The sequence below is a fragment of the Mycobacterium sp. 1482292.6 genome (assembly GCF_001672995.1).
Classification (GTDB): Bacteria; Actinomycetota; Actinomycetes; order Mycobacteriales; family Mycobacteriaceae; genus Mycobacterium; species Mycobacterium europaeum_A.
Genome location: NZ_LZKV01000193.1, coordinates 105,278 through 117,209, shown reverse-complemented (window position 1 = coordinate 117,209; position 11,932 = coordinate 105,278). Strand labels below are relative to the sequence as shown.

Genomic DNA, 11,932 nt, shown 5'->3' with positions numbered 1-11,932 from the left:
TTCCGCCATCCGATCCCGCGCGCGGGTCAAGGCCCGGTGACCCTGCTCGGCGACGCCGCGCACACGATGCCGCCCACCCTGGCTCAGGGCACCAACCAGGCGTTGCTCGACACCATGGTGCTGTGCGGGGCACTGGCGGGCGTGCGTCGTGCGACAAACGTTCGCGGCGAAGACGTTTCGCGTGCGTTGCGGTCCTACGAGAAGACCCGGCGCCGGCGGGTCATGGCCGTGTCGTGGGCGGCATCGTGTGCGCGGCGTCGCCGAGCAGGGTCACCGGGCCTTGACCCGCGCGCGGGATCGGATGGCGGAAATGCGGGAACGGCGAGCGGGCCAAATCGTCGTCGGTCAAGGTGGCGAGCACCCGATCGACCGAGTCCGACCATCCGCAAAAGTGCGAGCGCATCATCTCGATCGGCCGCTGTGGCCGGACGAAGTCGGGCGACCACGGCAGGTCGAACCACCACTGCACGTCCGAGCCCCCGGCCGGCCACAGGCCGAGGTTGCCGTGCCCGCCGATGATCATCAGCGCGGCATCGCAATCCGCGATCTCCGGAAGCGTGGCCAGCCCCTGCCAGCTGCACCAGCCGGTGGGCGACGCGCCTTGGGCGCCAACGTGATCGCGCACCCGCGAGTGCAGGCCGTCGGCACCGATCAGCACGTCCCCCTCGGCCACCGTGCCGTCGTCGAACTCGACGCTGACCCCGTCACCCGTGCTTGCCAACCCGATCACCCGGGAGCCGCACCGGATGCGCTCGACCGGGAACCCCTCGAGAAGCCGATCCAGCAGAACGCGGCGCGGAACCATCCGGATGGGCGCACCCAGTCGCCGCACCATCGCGGTCACGTCGAGGGTTCCGACCCTGCGGCCCGTGGGCGTCACCGCCCGCACGGTGGCCAAGGGCCGGCCGGCGCCGTCCATGTCGACACCCAGCTGGTTGAGGACCGTCTCGCCGTGGGACCAGATCGTCACCGCGCCGCCGGCCGCCCGCACATCGGGCCGCTGCTCGAAGACGGTGACGTCGTGCCCGTCGCGGAGCAGGCCCCGGGCGACGGAGATGCCGGCGACACCGGCGCCCACGACGAGCACCCGGAGCGAACGCGCGTCGCCGAACACGCGATCCTCTATAGCGAGCGTTGCAGGAGCACTTGGCCGCTGTCGGCGGCAACCACCTGCACGGCGGCGATCTGGTCGATCGGGGTCGAGATGGCGCCCGCGGGTGTCGCGGTGTGGCCGGGCACGGCCACCCACGTCGCCAACCGCGTCTGGCTGCCGTCGCGGCCCACCACAACCATGGCGAGCGTGTCGTGGTGCGCGTTGAGCGGCGCCAGGCACACGCAGCGCAGGTTGATGGAGGTCCCCCAGTGCTGGCTGCTGACGGCGACCGTCGACGTCAGCAGGGTGGTGCTCACCTGCGCCATCGGCTCCGACGACGCGGTCACCTGCTGGGACGGAGTCGACGACCACCCCTCGAGGCCGACGAACACCCCGATCGCCAGCACCGCGGCCGCGGCCGCCGACGCCACCCAGGTCACCACCCGGGTGCGGCGCCGGCGCCAACGAACCGTCGCCAGCAGGGACGGCAGCAACTGTGGAGACATCTCCGGGGCCGGACCGGATTGGTCGATCGCGGCCACCTCGGCACGGTCAAGCTGTGAGAGCAGGGCCGGCACTCCACTGAGATCGGCGACGGCCTGCCGGCAAGCCGGGCAGCGCGCCATGTGCGTCTCGAATTCGCGGCGTTCCGCGGCCGACAAAGATCCCAACACGTATGCGGCATCCCACATCGCGTAGCGGTCTTCGGGAGGGCCGACATCCTGCACCGGCGTCCTCATTTCATCCATCTCCGTCACCCCTCAAGCATTCGGAGCCCCTCATCGGGTGACCCCAAGTTCCTGCAGAGTGAGTCGCAACGCCCGCACGGCATAGTGTAGTCGCGACTTCACTGTTCCCTCGGCGATGCCGAGGTCCGCAGCGATCTGCGTGGTGGTCCATCCGCGGTAGTAGGACCGTTCGATCACTGCTCGGTGCTCGGCGGACAACTGGGCCATCCCGTCCGCTATCAGCAACCGGTCCAGCGCCGCATTGACCTCATCCGGCGTGGACTGTTCGGGCGCACCCGATACGTCTGTGGAACCGACGACGTTGCGAAACCGCGCGCTGCGCCGGTCGTCGATGATCATGTTGCGGGCCACCGTGAACAGCCACGCCCGCGCCGAGCGCTCGGTGTCCCCGACGACCTCGGGATGCTGCCATGCGCGCAGCAACGTCTCCTGGACCACATCCTCGGACTGGCTCGCGTCCCCCGTCAGCCGCAGCGCATAACGCCACAGCACCGCGGCGTGTTCGTCATAGAGCGCCTTCATCAGAGCGGCCTCGGCAGCCCCGGAAGCCCTCCCCGTGCCAGCCACACGAGCCACTCGATCACCTCCTGCCCGGGAAACGAGCGGAGCTGAGGTTTAGTTCACCAGCGTCAGGATGCGCGGCCCCGCGTCGGTGACCGCGACGGTGTGCTCCCAGTGTGCCGCGCGCGAACCGTCGGTGGTGGTGACCGTCCACTGGTCGTCCAGCACCACCGTCTTGCCGGTGCCCAGCGTCAGCATGGGCTCGATGGCCAGCACCGACCCGGCGGCCAGCAGGGGGCCGCGCCCGGGCGAACCCTCGTTGGGCAAAAACGGATCCATGTGCATCTGCCGGCCGATGCCGTGCCCGCCGTAACCCTCGACGATCCCGAAGGCGCGCGAGTGGCGGGCCTCCGCGTCGCGGGTGCCCATCTCGATGGCGTGCGACACGTCGGTCAGCCGGTTACCGGGCACCATCGCCGCGATCCCGGCCTCCAGCGATTCCCGGGTCGCCTGCGACAGCGCTTCGTCGGCGGCGTCCAGCGTCCCGACCCCGAAGGTGATCGCGGCGTCGCCGTGCCAGCCGTCGAGCACCGCGCCGCAGTCGATGGACACCAGGTCACCGGACGCCAGGATCTCGGCGGCCGACGGTATGCCGTGGACGACCCGCTCGTTGACCGAGGAACAGATCGACGCCGGATAACCGTGATAGCCCAGGAACGACGGCACCGCGCCGGCGTCGCGGATCACCGACTCGGCGATCTCGTCCAGGCTCAGCGTCGACACCCCGGCGATCGCGGCCGCCCGCACCGCCTGCAGCGCCGCCGCGACCACCGCGCCCGCCGCCGCCATGGCGTCGAGCTCACCGGCGCTGCGCTGCGGCACCACCTTGCGGCTCCGCAGCCGCGCCAGCGGGTTCATCCCTACTTGCCCAGCGCCTGCAACGCGCGGGCGAACACTTCGTCCATAGTGCCGACGGCGTCGACCGTCTTGAGCTGGTCGCTGTAGTACTCCAGCAGCGGTGCGGTCTCGTCGCGGTAGACCTTCATCCGGTTCAGGATGATGTCGTCGGTGTCGTCGGCGCGGCCCCGCGCTTTGAGCCGCTCCAGCAGCTCCTCCTGGGAGACCCGGAATTCCAGCACCGCGTCGATGTCGGTGCCCCGGCGCCCCAGCATGTCGTGCAGGGCTTTGGCCTGTCCGGTCGACCGCGGGAAGCCGTCCAGGATGAAGCCGTTGGCCGCGTCGGCATCGCTCAGGCGGTCGTCGACGAGCTGGTTGGTCAGCTCGGAGGGCACCAGGTCGCCGGCGTCCAGGTAGCGCTTGGCCTCCAGGCCCAGCTTGGTTCCGTTCTCGATGTTGCTGCGGAACAGCTCACCGGTGGAGATGTGCGGGATTCCCAGCTTTTCGGAGAGCTTCTGGGCCTGCGTTCCCTTGCCCGCCCCCGGCGGTCCCAGCAAAACGACTCTCACTTCAGGAACCCTTCATAGTTGCGCTGCATGAGCTGACTCTCGATCTGCTTGACCGTATCCAAGCCCACGCCGATCATGATCAACACCGCGGTACCGCCGAACGGCAGATTCTGAACCGCTCCGCCATTGCCGATCTGCAAGAACAAGTTGGGCAGCACCGAGATCGCGCCGAGGTAGATCGAGCCCGGCAGGGTGATCCGGCTCAGCACGAAACGCAGGTAGTCGGCGGTTGGCTTGCCCGGCCGGATGCCGGGGATGAACCCGCCGAACTTCTTCATCTCGTCGGCACGCTCGTCGGGATTGAACGTGATCGACACGTAGAAGTACGTGAAGAAGATGATGAGGCCGAAGTAGATGGCGATGTACACCGGATCGCTGGGGTCCGACAGGTAGCTGCCGACGAACTTGTCCCACCAGCTGTTGCCCACGCCGCCGCTGCCGCTGCGGATCAGTTGGGTGATCAGGTGCGGGATGTAGATCAGCGAGGACGCGAAGATGACCGGGATAACACCGGCCTGGTTGACCTTGAGCGGCAGATACGTGGAGGTTCCGCCGTACATGCGCCGGCCGACCATCCGCTTGGCGTACTGGACCGGGATCCGGCGCTGGCCCTGCTCGACGAACACGACGCCGACGATGATGACCAGCGCGGCGACCAGGACGGCGGCGAAGATCATCCCGCCGCGGCTGTCCAGGATCGTCTTGCCCTCGGCGGGGATGCGGGCCGCGATCCCGACGAAGATCAGCAGCGACATGCCGTTGCCGATGCCGCGCTCGGTGATCAGCTCACCCATCCACATCACCAGCGCCGCGCCGGACGTCATCACCAGCACGATGACCACCAGCGTGAAGATGCTCTGGTCGGCGATGATGTCCAGCGAGCAGCCCTGCAGCAGCCCACCGTTGGCGGCCAGGGCCACGATGCTGGTGGCCTGCAGGATGGCCAGCGCGATGGCCAGGTAGCGGGTGTACTGCGTCATCTTGGCCTGGCCCGATTGGCCTTCCTTGCGCAGTTCCTCGAACCGCGGGATGACGACCGTGAGCAGCTGCACGATGATGCTGGCCGTGATGTAGGGCATCACCCCCACCGCGAACACGGTGAGTTTGAGCAGGGCACCACCGGAGAACAGGTTGATCAGCGAGTAGATCTGTCCGGCCGCGCCACCGCTGGCCTCTTTGATGCACTGCTGGACGTTCGGGTAGTTGACGCCAGGGGACGGTAACGCGGCGCCGACCCGATACAAGACGACGATGCCAAGCGTGAAGAGGATCTTCCGTCTCAGGTCGACTGTCCGCAGCGATGAGATGAAAGCGGAAAGCAACTCTTCCTCCTGCGCAGCCGGGGGTTTCCTGCATCACGCGCCCAACACCCGCAGGCCAGGACGTACGGCCGACTAATCTACAGCGCGTCAAACCGTGTACGAGACTAACAGCTGGTACGGGCAGCTCTGGTCAGGGCCTTTACTGCGCCCCTCTGGGAGACCGCCCGCGGCGCGGTTAACCGGGCGTTTGCGTCGCCGCCGCCCCACGGGAGAAAAACACAGCAAGCCGTAAGCCGCGAGGCGTAGAGTTTCCCTGACTCGTTGCATTTGCTAAATAACTTGGGAGCAGCATGACACGCACTGACCAAGACAGCTGGGACTTGGCCTCGAGCGTCGGCGCCACGGCCACCATGGTCGCCGCGGCCCGCGCGCTGGCCAGCGAGGGTTCCAATCCGATCATCAACGACCCCTTCGCCGCGCCCCTGGTGCGCGCGGTCGGCCTCGATTTCTTCCGGCGCCTGGTCGACGGTGAGGTCACCGAATCCGAGGGCTACCAGGGCAGCGGCAAGGACCTGGGGCTGGAGACCGACTCGATCGCCGTGCGCACCCGCTTCTTCGACGACTTCTTCCTGGACGCCGCCCGCGACGGGGTCCGCCAGGCGGTGATCCTGGCCGCCGGCCTCGACTCCCGCGCCTACCGGTTGAGCTGGCCGGCCGGCAGCGTGGTCTACGAGGTCGATCAGCCCGCCGTCGTCGAGTTCAAGAGCACGACGATGTCGCACCTGGGTGCCGCCCCGGCCGCGGAGCGGCGCACGGTCAGCATCGATCTGCGCGAGGACTGGCCGGCCGCGTTGCGCGACAGCGGCTTTGACGTGACCCAGCCGACGTCGTGGAGCGCCGAGGGACTGCTGATGTACCTGCCGCCGGACGCCCAGGACCGGCTCTTCGACAACATCACCGAGCTCAGCGCCCCCGGCAGCAGGCTGGCCACCGAGTATCACCCCGACACCGCCGGCACGACGATGTCGCAACGCGCCCAGGAGTTCAACGACAGGTGGGCCAAAGTCGGCTGCGACATCGACCTGTCGGGGCTGTTCTTCGACGGCGAGCGCAGCAACGTCGTCGACTACCTCACCGGTAAGGGCTGGGAGGTGGCCGCCCGGCCGCGCCGCGAGCTGTTCGGCGAATACGGCCTGAAATTCCGCGACGACGAGGCGATGGCGCAGTTCCGCAACATCGTCGCGGTGACCGCCACCCTGCGTTAGCCATGCCGGAGACCGACAACAAGCGATCGGACGGCGACAGCTGGGATCTGGCGTCCAGCGTGGGAGCCACCGCCACCGCGGTGGCCGCCCGGCGGGCGCTGGCGTCCAAGGGTCCCAACCCGCTGATCGACGATCCCTTCGCCGAGCCGTTGGTGCGCGCCGTCGGCGTCGAGGCCTTCATCCGGATGATGGACGGAGACATCGAGACGCCCGAGGATGATCCGGCGTTCACCGCGCGGCGGCTCGGTGAGGGCATGGCGGTCCGCACCCGGTTCTTCGACTCGTTCTTTCTGGGGGCCGCCGACTCCGGTATCCGCCAGGCCGTCATCCTGGCCTCGGGACTGGACACCCGGGCCTACCGGCTGGCCTGGCCGCCCGGCACCGTGGTCTACGAGATCGACCAGCCGCGGGTGATCGAGTTCAAGACCCGCACGCTGGCGGACCTGGGTGCAACCCCGAGCGCCGAGCGGCGGGCGGTGGGCGTGGACCTGCGCGACGATTGGCCGGCCGCGCTGCGCGACGGCGGATTTGATGCGGCCGCGCCCACGGCGTGGAGCGCCGAAGGCCTGCTGGGTTATCTGCCGCCGGAGGCACAGGACCGCCTGTTCGACAGCATCACCGCGCTGTCCGCCGTCGGCAGCCGGATCGGCACCGGCTACGTGCCCGACATGCGCGGGCGCATCGAAAAGCGGGGCCGCGAGATCAGCGAGCGCTGGCGCCGGATGGGACTAGACCTCAACTGGGCGGATCTGGTATACCCCGGCGAACGCAACGACGTGGTGACCTACCTGTCCGAGCGGGGCTGGCGCTCGTCGGTGCACAGCACCCCGGAACTGTATGCCGCCAACGGTTTCGAATTCCCCGAGCAACCGTCGATGGCGGCCTTCGCCGACATCCGATACGTCACCGCGACCCTGTCCGAGGAGGCGTCGTGACCCGCACCGATCGAGACACCTGGGACCTGGCCTCGAGCGTGGGCGCCACGGCGACCTGGGTCGCCGCTTGCCGGGCGCTGGCCGGTAAGCGGGCCGACGCGCTGATCGACGATCCGTTCGCCGACCCGCTGGTCCGCGCGGTGGGCGCCGAGTTCTTCATCCGGGTGCTCGACGGCGAAATCACCGATGAGACCGGCGGTCTCGATGCCGACGCCGACCCGGACGCGGAATTCAACCTGCAGCGGATGACCAACATGATGGCCGTGCGCACCCGCTACTTCGACGACTTCTTCACCGACGCAACCGCTTCCGGCATCCGCCAGGTCGTCATCCTGGCCTCCGGCCTGGACTCACGCCCCTATCGCCTGGCCTGGCCGGCGGGCACCGTGGTGTACGAGGTCGACCAGCCCGCCGTCATCGAGTTCAAGTCCACGACGCTGGGCGCGTTGGGGGCCAAGCCCACCGCGCAGCTGCGCACGGTATCGGTCGACCTGCGCGAGGACTGGCGTGGCGCCCTGCGGGACAAGGGTTTCGACGAGTCGCGGCCCAGCGCCTGGAGCGCCGAGGGCCTGTTGATGTATCTGCCGCCGCAGGCGCAGGACAGCCTGTTCGACGTGATCACCACGCTCAGCGCGCCGGGCAGCCGACTGGCGACCGAGTACCACGACGGCGGCGCCTCGGACCTGCTGGAAAGGCGCGCCAAGGCGATGACCAGGCGGTGGGGGCAATTCGGCTTCGATGTCGACGTGTCGACGCTGGTCTACCGCGGCGCGCGCACGCCTGCAGCGCAGTATCTGAGCGCCCTGGGCTGGCGGGTGTCGACCCGCACCCGCGCCGACATGTTCGCCGAGGCCGGGCTGCCCCTTCCACCGGGCGACAGCCTGGAGTCGCTGCGGCACAGCATCGCGGTCGACGCCGTACTGCCCTGACCGTCAGTGGGGGTTGGCCGCCGGTGCCCGCACGACCATCGGCACGGCCGGGAAACACCAGGCCATCTCCGAGCGCGACTTGCGCAGCGCGGCAGTGCCGTAACCCCGCTTGCGGTGATCGGGGTGGATCCAGATTCGCACGTCGACCTCGCCGCGGACCAGCTCGCCGAACACCATGCCGACCTTTTCGCCGTGGTCGATGGCCACGAACCAGGCGGCCTCCTCGTCGTCGACCCGGCCCAGCGCGGCGCTGATCTCGTCGTCGAGGTTGCCCGCCTGCCCGCCGGATCCGTCGCCCGACACGCCACCCATGTCCTCGGTGCGGACGCCGAAGATGTCGCGGTCCTCGCTCGCGGAGAACGGCCGCAGCTCGAGGGTGTCCCCCGAACTCGCGGGACGCTCGCCCAGGGTGAAGCTCAGCTGCTTGTTCAGGTCCTCGAGTTCGGTCTGGATCGTCTTTCGCGAATCCTTCGTGAGTCGGTCGAAGGACAAGCCGAATACCGCTTCGGCGCCCGTCCGCGAGGTACCGAGCAAACCGGCGATGGCGTCGATCGCCTCCGATTTGTTGCCCGCCTCCACAATCAGGTCGAGTACTTCGTGTCGTCGTTCAAGGGCTTTCAACAGTGCGTCGGCGATTTCGCGGCGGGCGGCTTTGCGGTCCTGGTCGGTCATTGCACCAGCCTAGATCGCCGGTGGCACCACCGCGCTACATCTGCGGTTCCCCAACTCCAGGAAGCGCTGGTAACGATCCCCGACCGCGCTCGCCCAGGCGGGGTCGGGCTCCACGATGCGCTCGGTGCGCACCCACCGGGCGGCATCGGCGATGGTCGTCTCGAGGCCGGCCGCCATGCGCGCCAGGAAGGCCGCTCCCAACGCGGCCCCCTCCGCCACCCCGGACACCTCGACCGGGCGCCCGGTGGCGTCGGCGATGGCTTGCAGCCACGGCCCCACCCGGGTGCCGCCGCCGGTGGCCACGATGCGTGACACCGGCGCCCCGCCGAGTTCGATGAGCTGGCGGACCACGAAGCCGGATGCCTCGTAGGCGGCCCGCCGCAGCGCGGCGGCGTCGTGGGTCAGATCCAGGGCCTCGAGCACGCCCCGGCGGTCCGGGTCGTGGAACGGGGTGCGCTCGCCCCGCAAATAGGGCGACCACACCGGCACCCGCCCGGGCTCCACGGCCGTCGGATCCGCCGGTGCCACAACGCGATCCACCCAGCCCAGGAACAGCCCGCCGGCGTTGCTGGCCCCGCCGATCTGGCTCTTGCCGGGCGTGGTGTGCGGGATGGTCCACAGGCCGGGCATCTGGCGGGCCTCGGCGATCGTCGTCCAGACGATCAGCGTGGTCCCGCACATCACCAGCACGTCGCCGTCGTGGTCGGCACCGGCGACGATCTGTTCGCACAACGCGTCGATGGCGCCGGTGGCCAGCGCGGCCTCGCTGCCGTTGACCTGCCCGACGACGGCCCCCATGCTTTCCACCCGGGGCAGCTGCGAGACCTGCGCGCCCCGGTCGGCGCATGCCTCGGGGTTCCAGCCGGTCCCGTCGAACAAGGGAAACGCCGTGGCGGCGGTGGCGATGTCGATGACCGCCTGGCCCGACAGCGCGTGGTTGGCCACCGCCGGCGCGGGCCAGTAGCCGGCGGCGCCCGGCGCGTGGGCGGCCGTCCAGCGCAAGAACTCGGCGGCCTCGCCCAGTGCGGGCAGCTGCGGCGCTTGTGGGCCCGGGCCGCCGGGCGTGCGGCCCCGCGCGTCGCCGTAGAGCAGTCCCGGCGTGATCGGTGTGCCGGTGTCGTCGACGGCGGTCATCGACGGCACCATCGCCGAGACGGCCACCGCCGCGATTCCGGGTTGCCCGACCAGTTGGTCCAGCGCCGCCGACGGCCCACGCCGCCACGCCGCCACGGCGTCGTGCTCCAGCCGGTCGGGTTCGGGCACCCGCAGCTCGTGCGGGATGCGCACACGCGCCGTCACGTTGCCGTCGGGGTCGGCGGCTATGGCCTTGACCGCGGTGCTGCCGACGTCGATGCCGATTGTGACGTCATTGCGTGACACGGGCGTCACCGTACGCCAGCATTGGCACTCGTGACGTCTAAACCGCGCGCCTTGGTGACCGCCCCGATGCGTGGGCCGGGCTTCGCCACACTGCGGGAGTTGGCCGACGTCGTCTACGACCCCTGGATCGAGCAGACCCCGCTGCGCATCTACAGCGCCGAGCAGCTGGCCGATCGGATCACCGGCGAGGGCGCCGAAATCGTGGTGGTGGAAAGCGATTCGGTGCGGGGCCCGGTGTTCGACGCGGGCGTGCGGGTGATCGCGTCCACCCGTGGCGACCCCAACAACGTCGACGTCGCCGGGGCCACCGCGGCCGGCATCCCGGTGCTGAACACGCCGGCCCGCAACGCCGATGCCGTCGCCGAGATGACGGTGGCCCTGCTGCTTGCCGCCACCCGGCACGTGCTGACCGCGGACGCGGATGTGCGCAGCGGCAACATCTTTCGCGACGGCAGCATCCCGTATCAACGCTTCCGCGCCGCCGAGATCGCCGGGCTCACCGCGGGGCTGGTGGGCCTTGGCGCGGTCGGCCGCGCTACGCGGTGGCGGCTGTCCGGGCTGGGCCTACGCGTCATCGCCCACGACCCCTACAACCCCGACGCCCGGCACAGCCTCGACGAGTTGCTGGCCGAGGCCGACGTGGTCTCGATGCACGCCCCGGTCACCGACGACACGGCCGGCATGATCGGCGCGCGGGAGTTCGCGGCCATGCGCGACGGCGTGGTCTTCCTCAACACCGCCCGGGCCCAGTTGCACGACACCGATGCGCTGGTGGACGCCCTGACCGCGGGCAAGGTGGGCGCCGCGGGGCTCGACCACTTCGCCGGCGAGTGGCTGCCGGCCGATCACCCGCTGGTGGGCATGGGAAACGTGGTGCTGACCCCGCACATCGGGGGCGCCACCTTCGACACCGAGGCGCGGCAGGCGCAGATGGTGGCCGACGACCTGGAAGCGCTGTTGGCCGGCAACGCGCCCGCGCATATCGTCAACCCGGAGGTGTTAGGGCCATGAAGTTCGTGGACAACCCGGAAACCGCGGTGCTGGACGCCGCCAAGGACATGCTGCGCCGCGGTCTGGTCGAGGGGACTGCCGGCAACATCTCCGCGCGCCGCGCCGATGGCCACATCGTCATCACGCCGTCGTCGGTCGACTACCGCGACATGCAGCTCGACGACCTGGTGCTCGTCGACGCCGACGGCTCGGTGTTGCAGGCGGCGCAGGGCCGCACGCCGTCATCGGAGATGCAGCTGCACCTGGCGTGTTATCGGGCGTTCGACGACATCGGCAGCGTCATTCACAGCCATCCGGTGTGGGCCACCATGTTCGCCATCGCCCACGAACCGATCCCGGCCTGCATCGACGAGTTCGCGGTCTATTGCGGCGGCGACGTCCGGTGCACCGACTACGCCGCCTCCGGCACGCCCGACGTCGGCGCCAACGCGGTGAAGGCGCTCGAGGGCCGCGGCGCCGCGCTGATCGCCAACCACGGCCTGGTGGCGGTGGGACCGCGGCCCGACAAGGTGTTGCATATCACCGCGCTGGTCGAGCGGACCGCTCAAATCGTCTGGGGTGCAAGGGCTCTCGGCGGGCCGGTGCCCATCCCCGAGGACGTCAACCGCAACTTCGCGTCCGTGTATAGCTATCTGCGGACGAACGCCTAGCCGGCCGCCGAGCCCGGCG

12 protein-coding genes and 2 pseudogenes are annotated in these 11,932 nt (G+C 69.6%); 6 read left to right on the top strand and 8 right to left on the bottom strand.

All coding sequences use genetic code 11. From position 1 onward, the window contains the following. Positions 1 to 66: 66 nt before the first annotated feature. A pseudogene (locus tag A5624_RS29560) lies at positions 67 to 171 on the top strand (hypothetical protein); the annotation flags it as partial. A gap of 61 nt (positions 172 to 232) precedes the next feature. Here the strand turns inward: A5624_RS29560 and A5624_RS19290 are convergent. The 6 genes and pseudogenes from A5624_RS19290 to secY all read right to left on the bottom strand — a co-directional run. Further along, positions 233 to 1,114 (bottom strand): annotated as a pseudogene (locus A5624_RS19290) (FAD-dependent oxidoreductase); the annotation flags it as partial. A gap of 8 nt (positions 1,115 to 1,122) precedes the next feature. After that, positions 1,123 to 1,842: an anti-sigma factor gene (locus A5624_RS19285; protein ID WP_066869476.1), complete on the bottom strand. Its 720-nt coding sequence runs from the start codon at positions 1,840 to 1,842 to the stop codon at positions 1,123 to 1,125. 30 nt (positions 1,843 to 1,872) lie between these two features. Next, positions 1,873 to 2,418, bottom strand: coding sequence for a sigma-70 family RNA polymerase sigma factor (locus tag A5624_RS19280; RefSeq protein WP_082972677.1), 546 nt, complete (start codon positions 2,416 to 2,418; stop codon positions 1,873 to 1,875). Between the two features lie 39 nt (positions 2,419 to 2,457). Further along, positions 2,458 to 3,261 (bottom strand): type I methionyl aminopeptidase, encoded by an 804-nt coding sequence (map, locus tag A5624_RS19275; RefSeq protein WP_066869469.1) that lies wholly within the window; start codon positions 3,259 to 3,261, stop codon positions 2,458 to 2,460. A 2-nt stretch (positions 3,262 to 3,263) separates the two neighbouring features. After that, complete coding sequence (locus A5624_RS19270) at positions 3,264 to 3,809, bottom strand: adenylate kinase (protein WP_066869466.1); 546 nt, start codon at positions 3,807 to 3,809, stop codon at positions 3,264 to 3,266. Next, complete coding sequence (gene secY / locus A5624_RS19265) at positions 3,806 to 5,131, bottom strand: preprotein translocase subunit SecY (protein WP_066869463.1); 1,326 nt, start codon at positions 5,129 to 5,131, stop codon at positions 3,806 to 3,808. Before secY ends, A5624_RS19270 begins: the two co-directional genes overlap by 4 nt. A 290-nt stretch (positions 5,132 to 5,421) precedes the next feature. Here secY and A5624_RS19260 point away from each other — a divergent pair, with 290 nt between their 5' ends. The 3 genes from A5624_RS19260 to A5624_RS19250 are packed head-to-tail and all read left to right on the top strand — an operon-like array spanning position 5,422 to position 8,200. Continuing rightward, positions 5,422 to 6,336, top strand: coding sequence for a class I SAM-dependent methyltransferase (locus tag A5624_RS19260; protein WP_066869460.1), 915 nt, complete (start codon positions 5,422 to 5,424; stop codon positions 6,334 to 6,336). A gap of 2 nt (positions 6,337 to 6,338) precedes the next feature. Continuing rightward, positions 6,339 to 7,271 carry a class I SAM-dependent methyltransferase gene (locus tag A5624_RS19255; protein WP_066869457.1) on the top strand — a complete coding sequence of 311 codons (933 nt, stop codon included), beginning with the start codon at positions 6,339 to 6,341 and terminating at the stop codon, positions 7,269 to 7,271. Beyond that, complete coding sequence (locus A5624_RS19250) at positions 7,268 to 8,200, top strand: class I SAM-dependent methyltransferase (RefSeq protein WP_066869454.1); 933 nt, start codon at positions 7,268 to 7,270, stop codon at positions 8,198 to 8,200. Before A5624_RS19255 ends, A5624_RS19250 begins: the two co-directional genes overlap by 4 nt. 3 nt (positions 8,201 to 8,203) lie before the next feature. On the opposite strand, the gene A5624_RS19245 is transcribed toward A5624_RS19250, so the two are convergent. Together A5624_RS19245 and A5624_RS19240 are read right to left on the bottom strand one after the other, a co-directional pair. Then, complete coding sequence (locus A5624_RS19245; RefSeq protein ID WP_066869451.1) at positions 8,204 to 8,872, bottom strand: GNAT family N-acetyltransferase; 669 nt, start codon at positions 8,870 to 8,872, stop codon at positions 8,204 to 8,206. A 9-nt stretch (positions 8,873 to 8,881) separates the two neighbouring features. Next, complete coding sequence (locus A5624_RS19240) at positions 8,882 to 10,252, bottom strand: FGGY-family carbohydrate kinase (protein ID WP_066869447.1); 1,371 nt, start codon at positions 10,250 to 10,252, stop codon at positions 8,882 to 8,884. 30 nt (positions 10,253 to 10,282) lie between these two features. Between A5624_RS19240 and A5624_RS19235 the strand changes: the two genes are divergently transcribed. Both A5624_RS19235 and A5624_RS19230 read left to right on the top strand, forming a co-directional pair. Next, positions 10,283 to 11,263 carry an NAD(P)-dependent oxidoreductase gene (locus A5624_RS19235; RefSeq protein WP_066869444.1) on the top strand — a complete coding sequence of 327 codons (981 nt, stop codon included), beginning with the start codon at positions 10,283 to 10,285 and terminating at the stop codon, positions 11,261 to 11,263. Beyond that, the gene (locus tag A5624_RS19230) at positions 11,260 to 11,913 is read left to right on the top strand and encodes an L-fuculose-phosphate aldolase (RefSeq protein WP_066869441.1); all 654 of its coding nucleotides are present in this window, start codon (positions 11,260 to 11,262) and stop codon (positions 11,911 to 11,913) included. Before A5624_RS19235 ends, A5624_RS19230 begins: the two co-directional genes overlap by 4 nt. Positions 11,914 to 11,932 lie beyond the last annotated feature (19 nt).